Genomic DNA, 18,098 nt, shown 5'->3' on the forward strand with positions numbered 1-18,098 from the left:
TTGAAACAGGGCCGGTTCTGCCGCTTAACAGGCTGGGAGAGATGGGTTCCGGTAGATCTGGCAAAAAATCTCCGCCATACTGCACGCTATTTCACTGAATTTCCTACCTTTGCGCTCCATTTCGAGTATTTGAGCAATCAACCATTGCCATACTCCATTGCCCACAAGGCCCAAAAAGTTCTCCGACTGTTCGGGGGCGCCAGCAGGGTATCACAAGAAAAGGTAGTACAATGCCAAAGGTTAAAACCAACTCCAGTGCTAAAAAGAGGTTTAAAGTTACCGGCACCGGAAAGATCACGCATCAGAAGTCTTTCAAACGTCACATCCTGACAAAAAAATCTAACAAGCGTAAACGCGCTCTCCGTAAAGACGGCGTAGTTCACAAATCCAATTTAGATTTTGTACAGCGTCTGCTGCGTCTGAAATAATCCGGGAATTCAATTATCAACACAACTTTAAACTTATTTAGATATGCCACGTTCAGTAAATGCCGTAGCAAGCAGGGCACGCCGCAAACGGATCCTGAAAGCCGCAAAAGGTTACTACGGTAAACGTAAAAATGTATACACCGTTGCGAAAAACGTAATGGAAAAAGGCCTCCAGTATAAATATGTTGGCCGCAAACTGAAGAAAAGAGAATACCGCGCGCTGTGGATCGCACGTATCAACGCCGCTGTAAGAGAAGAAGGACTGACCTATTCCGAGTTCATCTACAAGCTGAACCAGAAAGGTATCACCCTCGATCGTAAGATCCTGGCTGATCTGGCTATGAACGAGCCTGCAACTTTCAAGAACATCGTCGCTTCCGTGAAATAATCGTTAAGCGATCAACAATACAAAGCCGGGTAATTTATACCCGGTTTTTTTTATTTGTAAAATCGTACAAACATTTACTTTTGTGTAACTTTTTTGGTATGCGCTTTTTCATTCACTACTAAAACTCATAGCCATCAGCAATCCGAATCAGTACATGAACAACTCTTATACCGACCTGATAAAGCAGACTTTCAACTGGCCCCAGGAAGGTATAGATGTTAAAGACGGCAATCTCTATTTCAATGGCCTCGATCTAAACGCTTTGATCGATAAGTATGGCACGCCGCTCAAGCTCAGCTATCTACCCAAAATTGGTAACCAGATCAACAAGGCGAAAAAGATGTTTGCCAATGCTATGAAAAAGCATCGTTATGAAGGCAAATACAACTATTGCTATTGTACCAAGAGTTCCCATTTCTCCTTTGTGGTAGAGGAAGCACTGAAGCATGATATCCATCTCGAAACCTCGTACGCCTACGATATCGAGATCATCAAAAGATTGTACGCCCGCAAAAAGATCAACAAGGAAACATTCATCATCTGCAACGGTTACAAGCAAAAGACCTATACCACGCGTATAGCCCAGCTGCTCAATACCGGGTTCAAGAATGTGATCCCTGTGCTGGACAACAAGGATGAATTGCAGCAGTACAAGAAGTCTGTGAAAGTGCCTTTCAAGCTCGGTATCCGTATCGCGGCAGAAGAAGAGCCCACTTTCCCCTTCTACACATCCCGCCTCGGCTTCAGGGCCCGCGATGTACTGGAGTTCTATGTAGATAAGATCGAAGGAAACGAAGACCGCTTCCAGCTCAAGATGCTCCATATCTTCCTGAACAAGGGGATCAAGGACGATATCTATTACTGGAGTGAGCTCAATAAAGTGATCAACCTGTACTGTCAGCTCAAAAAGATCTGTCCCGAACTGGATTCCATCAATATCGGCGGCGGATTCCCCATCAAGCACTCGCTGGGATTTGAGTATGACTACCAGTTCATGATCAATGAAATTGTAGGTAATATCAAAAAGGCCTGCAAGAAGAACAATGTACCCATGCCCAATATCTTCACCGAGTTCGGCAGCTATACCGTTGGTGAGAGCATGGCGCATATCTACAGCGTGATAGGGGAGAAGATCCAGAATGATCGTGAGATCTGGTATATGATCGACTCTTCTTTCATCACTACACTGCCTGATACCTGGGGTATCGGAGAGAAATTCCTGATGTTGCCCGTGAACAAATGGGACCAGGAATACCAGCGGGTAGTGCTTGGAGGTATCACTTGCGACAGTCATGATTACTACGATTCAGAAGAGCACGTGAATGAAGTGTTCCTGCCCAAGACAAACGGGGCGGAACCACTGCGCGTAGGCTTCTTCCATACCGGTGCTTACCAGGACCAGATCAGCGGATATGGTGGTATCAAGCACTGCCTCATCCCTTCACCCAAGCACGTGATTGTGGGATACGATAAAAATGGAAAGCTCGTAGACTGGCTGCATGCCAAGGAGCAAAGCGCTCAGGCTATGCTGAAGATACTCGGATACTAAAGCATTCAGCAATAAAAAAGAGAACGGGATAAGCATTACACTTATCCCGTTTTTTATTTTCAGGTAATTTTCGGTTGTACTTTGTGGTTGGAGCTGAGCAGCCGGGATCAATCATCATCCCAATTGCGATCGTGGCCTCTGCCATGTCCGCGTCCATGACCATTTCCATGACCATGACCGTGGCCGTGTTTCTTGTACTTTTTGTAGTGATGGCGGTCGCGGCAATCCCAGTCGCGGTACGCGCGGCGATCATAATCCACATAACGAACATACCTTTCATCCAGGTAGAACCGGCCGTCACGGCCTTCCCAGTAATAATAACCTGCCGGGTTGCGGTAGCAACGACGGCCATTATCACCGATGGTAATACTGATTCCGGGTGTTCTCACGATAATAAGTGGATACCTCCTGTAGCCAGGCTGATCGTAAGCAGCGGCAACTGCGCTTTGGCTGTTTGCCGCAAAGTTGATGGCGGCTTTGGCCGGAGCAGCAGAATTACTGCGCGTATTGCTGTACGTGGTACCGGAACTGAAGAGCACGGTGGCCAGTGTAAGAGCGGCAACCGCTGGTGTAAAAACTGGGGCTTTCATAATTGCTGGTTTTATATTTATCAAGCCAACTATTTGCCAGAAAACCTTAAAAGCATTAACATGGATCGAATTGTATTACTATTAACAATCATGCTGTTGTACCTGGTTGACGTAAGTGCGCAGAATAAAGCAGAGGATTCAGTGAAGCAGACCGTGAACAATTTATTTGAAGGAATGAAGGCCGGCGACGGCGCAAAAGTGAAAGCCGCTTTTGCAGACAGCGCCCTGTTGCAAACCATCGTGGTAAAGGAAGGTACAGTTTCGATCCGTAATCTGCAGCCTTCCGCTTTCTCGGATTTTGTCAGCAAACAAAAGGCCGGCGCTGCGGATGAACGCATCGAATTTGGAACGATAAGAATCGACGATAACCTTGCCAGTGTATGGACGCCGTATAAATTCTTTTACAATGGAAAGTTCAGTCATTGCGGCGTAAACTCATTTCAGCTCATCAGGCTGAACGGAGAATGGAAAATACAATACCTGATCGATACAAGAAGAAAGGACGGCTGCGAATAGCCGTCCCTGTTAGTATGATATTGCATGCAGGCTGATTATCTTTTCAGCCTGTATTTTTTATTTACTTTCGGACTGTTGAAATACTGGTTCAGTTCTTCCTCAGTCATGTCGTTGGTATCCACAATGGGAATATCGATCAGCTGGATCTGGATCTGTTTCAGTTCTTCTTTCAGTTTGGCTGTCTTCTTCGCAATGTCCGGATCACGTTCACCCACCAGGGTATTATCGCGGATCATATATTCCAGCCGCTTGATGGATGTTCTCACCAGTGAAGCCTGGTTCTGATCGAATACTTTCTGCGGCGACACGGCCTCTTTGATCGGCACCAGTGAAACACCTACACTGGGCATCACTTTACCAACCTGCTGACTCTTATCATCCTTGGACGAAGCCAGGATACTTCCGGTAAGGGCTGTGGTGGAACTGGTGATATCGAAAACAGTCCGCGTATTCTTGGAGCCCTTCACCCGCTTGTCAAGCTGCAGGAAGGAATATTTCAGCTGTAATATATAGGTGTTCACATTCCTGACTGCCAGGCTATAGTCCTGCACCGCCAGCGGATAGTTCAATGCATCGCGTACGATGAGCTTTACAATGGCCGTGTCTTTGTTCATGAATTTATTGGCGCCCACAAAACTCAGGTTCAACACTTTCACTTTTCCTGAATCCGATTCTTTTACAAAATCGAAAGGAATGGCCCAGATAAAATCATCATCACATTTCTTTACCTGCGAGAGCACTTTGAGTGGCATATTGGAAAAGAAGGTGATGTTTTCGATAGGGAAGTTGCCGTTCTCGCATTGTACTTTGAATGCAACGGTATCGCCTTCCTCCACCATCAGGGTTGAGCTGACGGATGGCTTCACCCGGCTGGGGATGATCTCTGTATTGTAAAAGAGGATCGAAAAGAAAGTGTCTACCCGGTCGGCGGGATTATCCAGGTTCTGAACTCCGAGGAATACCTTGTATTCATTATCATAGCGAAGGCGGCCAGACAGGAAGAAACTTTTCTCCGCTTTGAAGGTCAACTGGCCATTGTCTTTGTTGATGCGTAATCCCACCGGGGAATTGCGCAGGTACCAGTAATACTTCGATTGGTCTTTGTTGATCTCCAGTTTATAATTGAGGGTGGAGTCAACGGGAAGGGTCACATAAGGGTTCAGGTTCTTGATCCGGAGAACAGTTTCTACCGAATCAACAGGAAATGGAATAGTATCTGTGGGCTTCTTCAGCGTATCAACACGGATCTCCTGTGCAAAGAGCTGTGTGAAAGGACTAATCAGGAAGCAAACCAACAGTAGGTTTTGTACGATACGGTTTTTCACCATGTGCGTCATGTTGTTGTAATCGTGGCCGAAGTTAACACAAAACAATAAAAAACCCATCCCGGTAGACACCGGGATGGGTACTTAACCAAAACCAACTGCTTAGGTCGCCCGCCCATTTTGGATCGGGCAACTTGTATGAAAAAGCTTTTTAACTTTTCTTTAATCTTTAATTACTGAATATTAATCTGTTTGGTGGCAGGTTTAGCTGCTTCCTTCTTGGGCAGATGTAATTTCAGGACGCCATTTTCGTATTTTGCAACGATGTTCTCAACATCCACCTGCTCATCCAGGTTAAAGCTGCGTTTGAAACTACGCTGGCTGAATTCTTTCCTGATCACTTTCTGATCTTCTGATTTCTTTTCTTCTTTCTTCTCGTAAGAAATGGTCAGCTGGCCATCTTCGAGGTTAATTTTGAAGTCTTCCTTGGAAAGACCGGCAGCGCTGAGCTCGATATCAAATGCATTCGGAGACTCAAGCACATTCACCGGAGGAAAATGGAAACTGTCTTTCCACTGAGTAGGGAAATGGTTGAAGAACTCATCAAATACTGAATTGGCTACGGGTCTGTTGTTCAATTTTACAAGTGTCATAGTAGTATTCTTTTAGTTTTTTGATTTTCTGTTGAACGAAATACAAGGATCAAATGCCATACCGGTGCTTTTTCAGGGGCCAGATACTGCCGCATCAACAGAAAACGCAAATTTAATGCGCCATAATGACCGTTCAACTCGAATAAGAGCGCCAGAATGCCAGCCCAAGGAATCCATCGGGCCGGAATCAACCTTTTTCTATAGTTTTGTGTTTTAGGAATTGAAATAAAACAAATCAAAAATGTATCCCGCAGAAATAGTTATTCCGATGAAAGAAGAGCTGACTGAGAATGGATTTTCAGAGCTCCTTACCCCTCAGGAGGTAGATGTGCAATTGCAGAAAGATGGCACCACACTGGTTATGATCAATTCAGTTTGTGGTTGCTCAGCTGGCTCAGCCCGTCCGGGAGTGCTGATGGCAGTAGCCAATTCAGCCAAGAAACCCACGCATCTGGCCACCAGCTTTGCAGGTTTTGATGTGGATGCAGTAAAGAAACTGCGTGAGCACCTGTTGCCTTATCCTCCTTCTTCACCAGCTATCGCGCTGTTCAAGAATGGAGAACTGGTACATTTCATAGAAAGACACCAGATCGAGGGCCGTCCCGCTCAAATGATCGCGCACAACCTGATTGCTGCGTTTGATCAGTACTGTTAAGGAATTATGCTGACAAGTTCAGCTTTGTTCATAGTGATCACCCTCTCATTCATGGGAGGGTTTTTTTTCTTATCATTGCAGATCAAACACATCACAACCCTCTAATTACAACTCATCAAAACGGCATGTATCCTAACCTTTACTATGCGTTCAAAGACATATTTGGGCTTAATCTTCCCGGTCTCAGGTTCGTCAACTCGTTTGGCTTCTTTGTAGCCCTGGCTTTTCTGGCAGCTGCATGGGTGCTTACGCAGGAATTGAAAAGAAAAGAGAGGGCTGGTTTACTCACAGGCAAAGAAGTGAAGATAACGGTAGGAAAGTCTGCTTCGCTGGCTGAGCTGCTGCTCAATTTTATTCTCGGTTTTATTCTTGGCTATAAGATAATTGGATTATTCCTGGCCGATAATGAGCAAAGCGCCGACCCGCAGGCATTCATTTTTTCCGGTGAAGGGAATCTTCCTGTAGGTCTTGCATTAGGTATCCTCTTTGCCGGATTGAAATGGTGGGAAAAGAATAAACAAAAACTGGAAAAACCCGAAGAGCGAACCATCCGCATCTGGCCACACGACAGGGTAGGAGACCTCGTGATCTACGCAGCTTTCTTCGGATTCCTTGGCGCCAAGATCTTCCATAACCTCGAGAACTGGAATGATTTTGTAAAGAACCCCATCGAAGCGCTGCTCTCATTCAGCGGCCTCACATTTTATGGAGGTTTGATCTGCGCTGCCGCTGCTATTTATTATTACGCGAAAAAACATAATATTGGCTTCAAACATCTGGCCGACGCTGCCGCACCCGGATTACTGCTGGCATATGCCGTAGGCCGAATCGGCTGCCAGGTGGCTGGTGATGGCGACTGGGGCATTCTCAACAGCGCCTACGTAACCGGCCCCGACAGTAAAGCTGTACTGGCAGACACCAGCACTTTCAAGCAGGCCCTGGAATCCAACAGCAATTTCTATCTCAAAACATTCAAGTCCGTTGGTGTAACCAGTATCGATCAGGTACCCCATACATCTGCAGTGGCACCTTCCTGGCTTCCCGACTGGATGGTAGCCTACAGCTACCCTCACAACGTGATCAATGAAGGCGTAACCATTCCAGGCTGCGTGGATGAACAGTACTGCAGTCATCTGCCTGTTCCTGTATTTCCCACGCCTTTCTACGAAACAGTTGTCTGCCTGATCTTCTTCTTCCTGCTCTGGGCGTTCCGTAAGCGCTTATCCGCCCCCGGTAGTATGTTTGCCGTTTATCTGATCGTGAATGGCATCGAGCGATTCCTGGTAGAAAAGATCCGCGTGAACACCAAATACGATTTCGGATGGATCCATCCCACACAGGCTGAACTGATCTCCACCGGACTGGTGATTGCCGGTCTCGCGCTCTATTTCTACGTGAACCGTAAAAAGAAGGCCACTGCCTGATCACCTCTCTGAAAAATATCCAAATGGCCGGCTCATCAAGCCGGCCATTTTTCTATAACCCTTCCCCCAATCATCTTTCTTCCTTCCTTCTTTCTCCCATACCCCGCTCAGCCAGCTCCAGACACTCCCTGGTAGCCTTTCCATACCTCCGACAGCAATCCGGCATACACTCCGCAGCCATTAACAGGCAACTCCTCCCCAATAAACCACCAACTATAGGCACTCAACGTTCTGAAAATGAAAACCTTACACAAAATAACCGAAAAAATAAATTATCTATAAACCTGAAAATCAAATAACTGTCGCGTTTGTTTAACAAAAGACATTCGATATTTTTCCAGTTTCATAGCACGGTATGGTTCAATTCACTTTTTGTTCAACAGTCCGGTCAGGATCTTCTTTTATACCAATTTTCAATCTATACCAGAACACCCCTTTTCACTACCTCTGCGCTACCATCTCATCACCATCCTTAACCCATCCAGCTTTATTTCACCAGAATCTCTCTGGCATCTCTACCATAACACTACTTTTCTACCCAATTTCGGACAACTAAAAATTATCAACTCAAGCGTCTCGCACCTCCGGCCCATCAGGTTAAAGGGGTATTGGCTACAGGCCTATGAAACGTAAGCGAAGAAGTCCGGCCCTGCACTCCGCCCAATCAAACCATCCCAAGCCCAATCCCTGTACAACCGCGTTGGTTCGTTTCACAGACCGTAACAATGTCCCCTTTAACCGCCCCCTTGTAACCTTTGCAGCGGCTCACTCGTCAAACAATCATTCCCTATTATTTCCGGTGATCAGATTTATCAACCATTCAGCCCAATACCCTGTACTATGCAACACCAAGTACCTACTTTTGAATTGTAATAATTAAAACAAAGTATTGAACATTATACAAACAGCCATGAGAAAGCTACACGTTCAAATCCTGACAATCGCTTTGATCTTTACAACAACCAGTATAGCCATCGCACAGACCGGCAAGGTTTCCGGAAAAGTGCTCGACAACAAACAGGCACCGCTGGCCGCCGCCACGGTTGCCATTCTGAAGCAGTCCGATTCAAGTTCCATAGCCATGAAAGCCACAGACAGATCGGGACGCTTCCTGGTAGGCGGGTTGCCTGCAGGCCGGTTCTTCCTGCAGGTATCTGCTACCGGTCACCAAACAACTTATTCCAAAATATTCGATATCAGTTCCGGGACTACTGATATTGAATTACCTGTAATTACATTGACAGCCGAATCCAAAGAGCTGGGCAGCGTAACGGTGGTAGCCACCAGGCCGGCGGTAGAACAGAAGATCGACCGCACTGTAGTGAACGTAGACGCCACTATCAGTAATATCGGCACCAATGCCCTGGATGTGCTGGAGAAATCGCCGGGCGTGCAGGTGGACAAGGACGGCAATATCAGCCTCAAGGGAAAGCAGGGAGTGATGGTATTGATAGATGGAAGGCCCAGCTACCTCAGCGCCGCCGACCTGGCCAATATGCTCCGCGGCATGCAAAGCTCACAGCTTGACCAGATCGAGATCATGACCAATCCTCCCGCCAAATATGATGCTTCCGGCAACTCGGGGATCATCAATATCAAAACAAAGAAGAATAAGGCCCGCGGCTTCAACGGCTCCGTGAACCTGGGAGCCGGACAGGGAAAATATTTCAAAACCTGGGAGAGCATCAGCCTGAATTACAGGGACGCCAAATTCAATCTCTTTGCCAATTACGGATTTGATCGCTCCAACAATTTCCAGCAACTCGATATCCACCGTGATTACTGGAACAAAGAGCATTCTGAAATGACCGGCATGATCGATCAGCTGAGCTACAATCGCAGAAAATTCATCAACCATAACCTGAAACTGGGAATGGATATCTTTCTGAGCAAATCCACCACAGTAGGTTTTGTACTCTCAGGATTCACCAACCAGCGAAACGCGATTGGAGAAAATACAAGCTGGCTGAAGAATGCTGCCGGTGTGCCAGACTCTTCAGTAGATGCAGACTCAGACACGAAAGAGCAATGGAAGAACGGAAGCGTCAACCTCAACTTGCGTCACCAGTTCGATACATCCGGCCGTGAACTCACAGTTGATCTGGATTATATTACATACAGAGCCTCCAACGATCAAGACTTCATTAATACCAGCAGGAACACTACAGGAGAACTTATGAACCAGGATTTCCTGAAAGGCGATCTTCCTGCAGAGATCACCATCAGAACAGCCAAGTTCGATTATACGCATCCGTTAAACAAGAATACCCGCTTTGAAGCCGGGGCCAAAACAGGCTACGTGACCAACGACAGCAAAGCAAATTATTTCAATGGAAGTCAAAATGGACATGGTGTAGCGTATATCATTGACTACGACAAAACAAATTTCTTCGATTATAAAGAAAACATCAACGCAGCCTATATCAATTTAAATCACAAGTTCAATGATAAATGGGGTGTGCAGGCAGGACTTCGTTACGAGAATACCAATTACAAAGGATTCCAGTATGGCAATCCCACAAAACCCGACTCTTCTTTCACCAACTCTTACAACAGTCTTTTCCCAACTTTCTACCTGAGCTATGCGCCTGTGAAGAAACACCAGTTTGGTCTCTCTTTCGGCAGAAGGATCGAAAGGCCCGCTTACCAGGATATGAACCCCTTCATGTTCTTTATAGACAAGTTCACATATGGCAGGGGCAATCCATTCCTTCGTCCTCAATACGCCAGCAATTTTGAGTTGAACCATATCTGGAATGGCATGCTCACCACATCATTCCAGTACAGTGAAACCCGCGATGTAATGAACGAACTCTTCCAACAAGCTAGAGGAGGAAATGGAAAAGACAGTCTGGCAACAATTGTAACCAGAGGGAATATCGGCAAAAAGAGATTCGTTGGCGGATCCATGAACCTTCAATGGCAGGTGACAAAATGGTACAGCACCAATGTATATGTTAACTATGGTTACAATGAGTATAAAGGTTGGAATGGAGGTTCAGAGATCAATATCAGTCGTGCCAACCTCTTTGCCAAGATCAACAACCAGTTCCGTTTCGAGAAAGGATGGAGTGCAGAGATCAGCGGCTGGTGGAGCAGCAGACAGGTGGAAGGTCAGATCATGCTCGAACCGATGGGCAGGGTAGATATGGCAGTAGGTAAGCAGGTGCTGAAGAGCAAGGGCACCATCAAACTGTCTGTTCGTGATCTCTTCTTCACACAAGTTGTTAATGGCAAAATGAGCTTCAACGATACGGATGCCACATTCAGGAATACAAGAGACAATCGCGTGGTGAGCATCAATTTCAATTATCGTTTCGGGAAACAAATGAACAACAACAATCAGCGCAAACGCAGCAGCAGCGAGGAACAGAACCGCGTGCGGGCAGGAGAGTAGCAGTCAATTTTTGTTTTAATTAATAGTTTGAAAAACAGCGGGCCCTATTTCCATAGGGCCCTTTACAAAATCTTTAACAGTAATCAGCGAAACTTATCGGCCCTTCAAGCGTCATATATATGTACATGCGCAAGCGGTACAAAATAGATAGAACAAAGTCATAATACAGTCATACAGTTTTTCTCATAAGCAGTTAGTTTTGGTTAACGCCCCCCATTTCCATGGGGGGCTTCTTTTTTACTGTGCGATTAATTATTTTACCAATTGGGCAGGTACTTAACCGGATATCCGCCATTGCGATTTTTAGCGTAGTTTGCGGCCTCACCAGGAAATCCGCACCCACTGGCACCAAACCGCACATATGACGAGCAAGAACTGTTATTGAAGATAGCAGCAGGAGATGAAATAAGTTTCGCGGAACTGACAAAGCTCCACTGGCCACAGGTTTACGGTACCGCAGTACGGATAACCAAATCCCCCGAGCAGGCCAAAGACCTTGCACAGGAAATGTTCATCAAACTTTGGAACAACAGGAATAAACTGCCTGGGGTTGAAAATATCAAAGCCTATATCTACGTATCAGCGCGGAATCTCGTGATGGATTTCATGGAGAAGAAAGTACTCCACCCCTCAAATATCCAGAACCTGTCTGATTATTTCACAGATGATTCCATCCATCATCCTCTTGCCAGCCTCGAACTGAAAGAACTTGAGCAGACTGTAGCCGCCGCGATACGGTCCTTACCTGAGAAGACGAGACGGGTGTTCGAGCTCCACCGGTTTGGTGGAAAAAGCCATAAAGAAATTGCAGTCCTGCTCGATATCTCCGAAGTAAGCTCCAAGACCTATATTGTAAGAGCACTCAAAGACATTCGTCTTTATCTCTCTAAACATGCCGGCGACAATCCTTTGCTGCTGGTGTTCCTCCTCGGTAAATTTTTCTATTAATTTTTTTTCGGTAACCTGTCTTACCCCCTCGCTTCTTTTCCGTCCTGCATCTATATAAACCTTACATCATGACCGGGATTACGGTTAAAGTATTATGGGAGAAATACCTGCAGGGAACAGCCACGCTTGCTGAACTGGAACAGTTGAGATCATCTTTCAGCCAGCCTGAATACCGCGCTGTATTTGATGGCTTGCTGCAGGATGCATTTACAGATCCCCGCAACATTGAAACTGGCGATTACAATGTTGATGAAATGGTAAGCAGCCTGATGCTGAAACTGAAAGAGGAAAACAACAGTCAACCAGTTGTACGCAGGATGACACCCAAACGCTGGATCTGGATGGCAGCTTCCCTGTTATTGTTTGCTGTTGCCGGAATGTATCTGTGGAGCAATAAGGCTTCGCAGCATAACCAAAGCAATCCTTCAATAGCAGTCAAAGAAGATCTGCCGCCAGGAGATGATGGCGCCATTCTTACTTTGTCTGACGGCAGGCAGGTGGTGCTTGACAGTCTGGGCAATGGCCTGGTAGCGCATCAGAATGGCAGTGATGTGATGCTGGAGAACGGCAGGCTGTTATACGATCCCAAGGGAGAAGGAATGCATGCGCCTTCCTACAATACCATGTCCACTCCCAGGGGCCGTCAGTTCCAGATGATCTTGCCCGATGGCAGTAAGGTATGGCTCAATGCCGCATCGAGTATCCGTTATCCTGTAGCGTTCAACGGAACTGAAAGAAAAGTGGAAATAACAGGTGAAGTGTATATCGAAGTGAAAAAGAATGCTGCCCGTCCATTTGTTGTGCAGGGTAATGATTTTGAGTTACAGGTACTGGGAACTGGTTTCAATATCAATTCCTATGCTGACAATGGGGCTGTGAAAGCCACGCTGGTGGAAGGTTCCGTGAAGATGCGACTGGTATCGGACAGCATTGGTGTGTTGCTCAGACCTGGTGAACAATGGATATACAACGCAAATACTGGAAACCCTAAAGTGGTACGGTCTGCCGATATGGACCATGTGCTCGCCTGGAAAGAAAAGCGATTTTCCTTCAACGGAAATATCCGCAGCATCATGAATGAGCTGGCCAGGTGGTACGATGTGGAACTGAACTATGAAGGCAATATCCCCGATAAAGAATTGGAAGGAGGCTTCACCCGTGAAATAGAATTGCAGAAAGTGCTGGAGATCCTGAAAGTAGTGGCAGGAGCGGAATTTGAACTGAAAGGAAAACTGCTCACCATCAGAGCATCGAAATAATGGGCCTTAAAAAACCGCACCGGTTGGTACCCGGGCGGTTCTGCAAGGCTAACGAGTTTGTAACCCACTGTACGGAACGAGTTGAGAGGCGAACCGTATAGTTTTTATTAACCTAAACGAAAATAAAGTTATGCATTTTATGCTTATGAGATCCCCTCTGCCCGGAAGGGCTGATGGGAGAGGTCTGAAATGGATGCATCCATGGAAAGACCGGCTAACCAAAACGATCCTGGTAATGAAAATGATCAGTGTATTACTCCTCGTTTCTTTGATGACTGCTTACGGTAATGGTAAAGCGCAAACCGTTACGCTGTCAGGAAAAGACATCCCCATGAAACAGGTGTTTGAGAAGATCCGTATCCAAACGGGTTTTGAATTCATCTGGGACAAGAACACGCTGGAAGAAGCGAGTCCGGTTACAGTGGATATCAGGAACATGCCCCTGAAACAGGCGCTGGACATCTGTTTCGAGGGCCAGCCTCTCCGGTATTCATTTATCGATAAGGTAATTGCTATCACCCGGAAGCCAGTTTCACTATTGCAGGTATTCCAGGAAGCTGCAGTAATTACGGGCCGTGTACTGGCTGAAGATAAAAAGCTGCCACTCGAAGGAGTGAACATTGCAGTGAAAGGAACGGGCCTGGGAACAACTACCGATGCGCAGGGTAATTTCGTAATTGCTGCTGAGCCCGGGCAGGTGCTCGTGATCAGCTTCGTAGGCTATACCACGCAGGAAGTGAAAGTAGGTTCAGCAACCAGCTATATCGTGAATCTCAAGGTAGCGGTCACCAATCTGGATCAAACTGTGGTGGTGGGCTATGGCACCCAAAGCAAAAGGAATGTAACAGGTTCCATTGCCAAAGTAGCAGAATTGAAAGCTGAAGAGAATATCACCGGGAACGTATTCAACGCCATGCAGGGCAGGGTAGCGGGCCTGCAGGTAAGAGGCTTCGATGGCACTCCTGGCTCTCAACCCAATTTCAGTATCCGTGGTGTTCAAACCATCAACAGCTCAAATATCAGTCCGCTGATAGTGGTGGATGGACTGATAGTTGATGCCGGTGCAGGCACCGTAACAACCAATGCTCCCAATTTCAATTTCAGTAATATCAACCCGCAGGATATAGAATCCATAGAAGTATTGAAAGACGCATCCTCCTCTGCTATCTACGGCGCAAGAGGTGCACAGGGTGTGATCCTGATCACCACCAAAAGAGGTAAGGCAAACAGTAGGTCTGCCGTGAATGTGAATACTTATTACGGTCTTACCAACTCTACGCTCGGATACAGGGCAATGAACACCCAGCAGTATGAAGCAGCTTTCAAGGAAGCCCGGCAGAACAGGATCGGGGATATCGATAAGCTGTTGAATGCGGGTGGGCTCACTCCCGGAAGGATACAGGTACTGGAGGATGAGAAAGACCTGCTCGAATATGAGATCAACTCTTTCAAACTGGGCACATCAAGCGGTGTTTATGAAAACGATTGGGTGAAAAAGATCACCAACAAGAATGCCGTTACGCAAAATATTCAGGCAAGCCTGTCTGGCGGCAATCTCAACAATACCTATTATTTTTCTTTCGGCAGATACTCTGAAGAAAATACCATCGGACGTGGCCGCTTCAACCGCTATTCAGGTAAATTGGCGCTTACGCAGAAAGTGAACAAATGGTTGAAAATAGGAGCTGATCTTAATGTGTCACTTTCTGAAAGTAAAGACCTGAATTCTCCATTGATCGACGCCTTTGGCGCCCGCCCGGATATGCCTGATTCCATTCCTTTCAACCCGGATGGAACTGTGGGATATTGGATCGAATTAACTACCCATCCATTGGCAGGAAATTACCAGACCAGCCTTGTTACCAGGAACTGGAATTACCTGGGAAATGCTTTTGGCGAAGTTTCCATTATGCCCGGGCTCACTTTCAAATCAACACTGGCCGGAGTGCGAAGCCAATCCGGCACCATCGGCTTCTATAGCCCCTTATCAATGTACGGTCAATACAATAGTGGACAGCATAATGATAACGGAAGTAGCGGTCTTCAATATACTTTCAATAACACGCTCACATATCAACTGGCTGTTAGCAGCCTGCGCGGGATATCCTTCTGGGGCAGGAGTATTATCAGAACAAACTTACAACCACAGGTTTTTCCATTTTTGGCTTCCCGTCAAGTGAGGGGCTCTGGTATCCCGGTAATGGTTCTTCCTATGGAAGCAATATGTATGAGAACCGCACTTATTCCGAAGCGGGCGAATCCTATTTCATGCGTACCAACCTGAGCTGGGATAACAAATACCTGCTCAGCGCAAGTATGCGTAGAGACGGTACATCCAAACTAACAGGTAAGAACAGGTATTCCTGGTTCCCCGCACTGTCTGCAGGATGGATCATTTCCGATGAAGCTTTCTTCAGCAGCAATCCGATCATTTCTTTCCTGAAACTGAAATCAGGTATTGGACTTACCGGCAATATCCGTACGCTGGGGTATTTCGACTTCGCGGATATGGTGAATACCGGCACCTACCTGGGAAAGCCAACATTACAGCTCAACAATATCCGCGGGAACCGCGACCTCAATTGGGAAAGGACCAAACAATTTGATGCAGGTATTGAAGCAAGGTTCCTGAACAATAAGCTCTCCATGACCCTCGAGTTCTATCAGAAAAGAACGGATGGTCTGCTTACAACGCTGAACACTCCATTGTCTTCCGGCGGTTACTCATCACAGAGAGGAAACCTCGGCACCGTGCAGAACAAGGGTATCGATCTCGAATTGTCTTACAACAGCAAAGCCACCAGCAGGGACCAGTTCTCCTGGAATGCAGGAATCGCCCTCAACTTCAACAGGAACAAGATCATTTATCTCCGCGACTCCATAATGGGGTATGGTTATTATATGCCAGGCGGTCCTATGCCTTTTGTGAAAAAAGGACAATCAGTAGGATCACTCCGTTTGTACAAGTCGCTGGGCGTGGATCCCAATACCGGCGATCTTATGTATGAAGACAGGAACAAGGATGGAAAGATCAGCGCAGCAGATCAGGATTATATCCCTGTGGCACAACCGAAACTTGCCGGAGGTTTCAATCTCGGTGCCAGCTGGCATGGCTTCTCCCTGAATACCAGCTTCACCTTCAGTGTGGGCAACAAACTGTACAATCTTGACGATCAGTACAGCCGCGTGTACAGCATCGACTGGTCAGGCGTAATGTCCAACAGGCCTGAGTTTGCTACGGACAGGTGGAGAAAGCCCGGAGACAACAGCTATTATCCCCGCGCCATCGTAGGGCCGCATGGAGCCGGTCAGACGGAAGACTGGAATACGCTTCCTTCTACTCATTATCTTTTCGATGCATCTTACCTGCGCCTGAGGAATGTGACCCTCGCTTACCAGTTCGATGAAAAACTGCTGAAGCGGGCCGGCATCCCTGCCATTCGCTTGTACACCTCATTCCAGAATGTGTTCGTGATCAAGAACAGGAACCTGAAACTGGCCGACCCCGAAGTGGGGATCGAAACAGGCATTCAGTATTCCTTCGTGCCCATTCCAAGGACCATCGCATTCGGAATCGATATCACTTTATAATCAGTAAAAAATCCAGAAATGAAACGGAGATATTTCTTCCCCATACATATATGCGTATTCTTCTGCTGCATTTTTTCATCCTGCAGCAAAATGCTGGACGATCCATATCCTGACATGAGTATTGGTGAGAACCAGATCAGGCCTGCCGATATCCCTTTGCTGGTGAACGGAGCCTACTCAAAGATCCAGGGCATCAGTAACCAGACCTATCCCTTATTTGATATCTATGCCGATGATGTGATCTCCATACAGGGAGGAACATCCACCATGTTCAATCCTCAAAGCTATGAGGCCTGCAACGTGAACCCCGCCGATGGTTTTGGGAATGGTTCCTATTACAACTCTTCGTATACTGCTATCGGTAATGCCAATTTCATTATCAACTTCATCAGGTCAAGGGACCTGTCAAGTTTGAACAAGGAACTTGGCGAAGCACTGGCCATCCGCGCATTCTGTTATTACCGGCTGGTGCAGGCATACAGCGGGGTAGTGATAACACTGGGCCCAAATGAAGATCCGGCCGAGCTCAAACGTCCGAAGAACAGTGAAGAAGAAGTATACGCCCGCATTTTCACTGATCTCACCGATGCGGAGAAACTACTGCCATCCTTTACTACAGCCAATGCGATGTCTAAAGAAGCATTGCAGTTATTACGCGCCAGGATCCATCTGAACAGGGGAGAGAGAACAGAAGCGAAGAAATATGCAGAACTGGTGATCGGTTCATCAGCAACAGCGCTGTCCGCTGATTTCACCAGCAATTTCAGGTACGGGAATTCCGGAAATAAAGAAATGCTCTTTCGTTTGATAGAAGGCCCGGCTGTATATGGCTATGACCGCGCAGGCATGTTCCCCTTGTTCAGTCCCGGACTTCCTTACCGCCGGCCAACCGGTGCTACCGGTAATGGACAGACCTGGCTCAACCCCGATCTGGTAAATGCATACGAACCTGGCGATACACGCGCAGTAATGTTGAAAGAGCAGTTTGCCAGCAGCGCCGGAAAGGTAGTTACCTTCCTCATGAAATTCTCTACAGATACAGTTCAGCAATCCAACGCCTTTGTGGTATACCCGATGATCAGGCTCAGTGAGGCCTATCTTATCTCCGCTGAAGTGGATGCACGCGATGGTGTTGTGAATGTAGCCCGCTACAATGAGCTCAGGCAGAAAAGGAACCTGCCCGGTAAATCAACAGCTGACTTCACCGATGCCAATGATTTTTTGAATGAGATCGAATGGGAACGCAGAAGGGAATTTGTGGGCGAAGGCCTGCGCTGGCAGGATATGAAGCGGTTTGGCAAAGCCGTTAGCTGGCTCACTTCGAAAGGACAACCCGATACAAAGACCCTTCTTCCGTTTCCCAACTCTGAACTGGTGAGGAATCCAAAACTGGAACAGAACGAAGGATATAATCTGTAAAAGAATAAAAATAGAA

At 46.8% G+C, this 18,098-nt stretch carries 15 protein-coding genes; 12 read left to right on the top strand and 3 right to left on the bottom strand.

The window, feature by feature from the left end:
- The first annotated feature begins 230 nt into the window (after positions 1-230).
- The 3 genes from rpmI to FSB84_RS22115 all read left to right on the top strand — a co-directional run bounded on the left by rpmI (position 231) and on the right by FSB84_RS22115 (position 2,365).
- Complete coding sequence (rpmI, locus tag FSB84_RS22105; RefSeq protein WP_127129738.1) at positions 231-428, top strand: 50S ribosomal protein L35; 198 nt, start codon at positions 231-233, stop codon at positions 426-428.
- Between the two features lie 43 nt (positions 429-471).
- Complete coding sequence (gene rplT, locus FSB84_RS22110) at positions 472-816, top strand: 50S ribosomal protein L20 (RefSeq protein ID WP_130540039.1); 345 nt, start codon at positions 472-474, stop codon at positions 814-816.
- A gap of 154 nt (positions 817-970) precedes the next feature.
- Complete coding sequence (locus FSB84_RS22115) at positions 971-2,365, top strand: type III PLP-dependent enzyme domain-containing protein (protein WP_130540040.1); 1,395 nt, start codon at positions 971-973, stop codon at positions 2,363-2,365.
- A gap of 107 nt (positions 2,366-2,472) precedes the next feature.
- Here FSB84_RS22115 and FSB84_RS22120 read toward each other — a convergent pair whose 3' ends face one another.
- A complete protein-coding gene (locus tag FSB84_RS22120) occupies positions 2,473-2,955 on the bottom strand; it encodes a hypothetical protein (RefSeq protein ID WP_130540041.1) in 483 nt (160 codons plus the stop codon).
- Positions 2,956-3,015: 60 nt separating this feature from the next.
- Between FSB84_RS22120 and FSB84_RS22125 the strand changes: the two genes are divergently transcribed.
- Positions 3,016-3,471 (top strand): nuclear transport factor 2 family protein, encoded by a 456-nt coding sequence (locus FSB84_RS22125; RefSeq protein WP_130540042.1) that lies wholly within the window; start codon positions 3,016-3,018, stop codon positions 3,469-3,471.
- A gap of 35 nt (positions 3,472-3,506) precedes the next feature.
- Here FSB84_RS22125 and FSB84_RS22130 read toward each other — a convergent pair whose 3' ends face one another.
- Positions 3,507-4,799, bottom strand: coding sequence for a hypothetical protein (locus FSB84_RS22130; protein ID WP_225979858.1), 1,293 nt, complete (start codon positions 4,797-4,799; stop codon positions 3,507-3,509).
- A 170-nt stretch (positions 4,800-4,969) separates the two neighbouring features.
- Positions 4,970-5,389 (bottom strand): Hsp20/alpha crystallin family protein, encoded by a 420-nt coding sequence (locus FSB84_RS22135; protein ID WP_130540043.1) that lies wholly within the window; start codon positions 5,387-5,389, stop codon positions 4,970-4,972.
- A 241-nt stretch (positions 5,390-5,630) separates the two neighbouring features.
- Between FSB84_RS22135 and FSB84_RS22140 the strand changes: the two genes are divergently transcribed.
- From FSB84_RS22140 to FSB84_RS22175, 8 genes are all read left to right on the top strand, one after another.
- A complete protein-coding gene (locus FSB84_RS22140; protein WP_130540044.1) occupies positions 5,631-6,044 on the top strand; it encodes a BrxA/BrxB family bacilliredoxin in 414 nt (137 codons plus the stop codon).
- A 125-nt stretch (positions 6,045-6,169) separates the two neighbouring features.
- Complete coding sequence (locus FSB84_RS22145) at positions 6,170-7,468, top strand: prolipoprotein diacylglyceryl transferase (RefSeq protein ID WP_130540045.1); 1,299 nt, start codon at positions 6,170-6,172, stop codon at positions 7,466-7,468.
- 910 nt (positions 7,469-8,378) lie between these two features.
- The gene (locus FSB84_RS22150; RefSeq protein ID WP_130540046.1) at positions 8,379-10,865 is read left to right on the top strand and encodes a TonB-dependent receptor domain-containing protein; all 2,487 of its coding nucleotides are present in this window, start codon (positions 8,379-8,381) and stop codon (positions 10,863-10,865) included.
- Positions 10,866-11,246: 381 nt separating this feature from the next.
- Positions 11,247-11,813, top strand: a complete 567-nt coding sequence (locus FSB84_RS22155; RefSeq protein WP_158644060.1) for an RNA polymerase sigma factor — start codon at positions 11,247-11,249, stop codon at positions 11,811-11,813.
- Between the two features lie 68 nt (positions 11,814-11,881).
- Positions 11,882-13,072, top strand: coding sequence for a FecR family protein (locus tag FSB84_RS22160; RefSeq protein ID WP_130540048.1), 1,191 nt, complete (start codon positions 11,882-11,884; stop codon positions 13,070-13,072).
- A gap of 145 nt (positions 13,073-13,217) precedes the next feature.
- Complete coding sequence (locus FSB84_RS22165) at positions 13,218-15,356, top strand: SusC/RagA family TonB-linked outer membrane protein (protein ID WP_158644061.1); 2,139 nt, start codon at positions 13,218-13,220, stop codon at positions 15,354-15,356.
- On the top strand, positions 15,296-16,663 hold the full coding sequence (locus tag FSB84_RS22170; RefSeq protein ID WP_225979859.1) for a TonB-dependent receptor domain-containing protein: 1,368 nt from the start codon (positions 15,296-15,298) through the stop codon (positions 16,661-16,663). Before FSB84_RS22165 ends, FSB84_RS22170 begins: the two co-directional genes overlap by 61 nt.
- Positions 16,664-16,681: 18 nt before the next feature.
- Positions 16,682-18,082: a RagB/SusD family nutrient uptake outer membrane protein gene (locus tag FSB84_RS22175; RefSeq protein ID WP_130540050.1), complete on the top strand. Its 1,401-nt coding sequence runs from the start codon at positions 16,682-16,684 to the stop codon at positions 18,080-18,082.
- Positions 18,083-18,098 lie beyond the last annotated feature (16 nt).

It is taken from the genome of Pseudobacter ginsenosidimutans (assembly GCF_007970185.1).
GTDB lineage: Bacteria > Bacteroidota > Bacteroidia > Chitinophagales > Chitinophagaceae > Pseudobacter > Pseudobacter ginsenosidimutans.

What these genes read in the sequence shown, in the direction of transcription:
- FSB84_RS22115 (WP_130540040.1), top strand. Translation starts at nt 971, where the DNA reads ATGAACAACTCTTATACCGACCTGATAAAGCAGACTTTCAACTGGCCC.
- FSB84_RS22135 (WP_130540043.1), bottom strand. Translation starts at nt 5,389, where the DNA reads ATGACACTTGTAAAATTGAACAACAGACCCGTAGCCAATTCAGTATTT.
- FSB84_RS22150 (WP_130540046.1), top strand. Translation starts at nt 8,379, where the DNA reads ATGAGAAAGCTACACGTTCAAATCCTGACAATCGCTTTGATCTTTACA.
- FSB84_RS22165 (WP_158644061.1), top strand. Translation starts at nt 13,218, where the DNA reads ATGAGATCCCCTCTGCCCGGAAGGGCTGATGGGAGAGGTCTGAAATGG.
- FSB84_RS22125 (WP_130540042.1), top strand. Translation starts at nt 3,016, where the DNA reads ATGGATCGAATTGTATTACTATTAACAATCATGCTGTTGTACCTGGTT.
- FSB84_RS22140 (WP_130540044.1), top strand. Translation starts at nt 5,631, where the DNA reads ATGTATCCCGCAGAAATAGTTATTCCGATGAAAGAAGAGCTGACTGAG.
- FSB84_RS22170 (WP_225979859.1), top strand. Translation starts at nt 15,296, where the DNA reads ATGTATGAGAACCGCACTTATTCCGAAGCGGGCGAATCCTATTTCATG.
- FSB84_RS22145 (WP_130540045.1), top strand. Translation starts at nt 6,170, where the DNA reads ATGTATCCTAACCTTTACTATGCGTTCAAAGACATATTTGGGCTTAAT.
- FSB84_RS22120 (WP_130540041.1), bottom strand. Translation starts at nt 2,955, where the DNA reads ATGAAAGCCCCAGTTTTTACACCAGCGGTTGCCGCTCTTACACTGGCC.
- rplT (WP_130540039.1), top strand. Translation starts at nt 472, where the DNA reads ATGCCACGTTCAGTAAATGCCGTAGCAAGCAGGGCACGCCGCAAACGG.
- FSB84_RS22175 (WP_130540050.1), top strand. Translation starts at nt 16,682, where the DNA reads ATGAAACGGAGATATTTCTTCCCCATACATATATGCGTATTCTTCTGC.
- FSB84_RS22160 (WP_130540048.1), top strand. Translation starts at nt 11,882, where the DNA reads ATGACCGGGATTACGGTTAAAGTATTATGGGAGAAATACCTGCAGGGA.
- FSB84_RS22130 (WP_225979858.1), bottom strand. Translation starts at nt 4,799, where the DNA reads ATGGTGAAAAACCGTATCGTACAAAACCTACTGTTGGTTTGCTTCCTG.
- rpmI (WP_127129738.1), top strand. Translation starts at nt 231, where the DNA reads ATGCCAAAGGTTAAAACCAACTCCAGTGCTAAAAAGAGGTTTAAAGTT.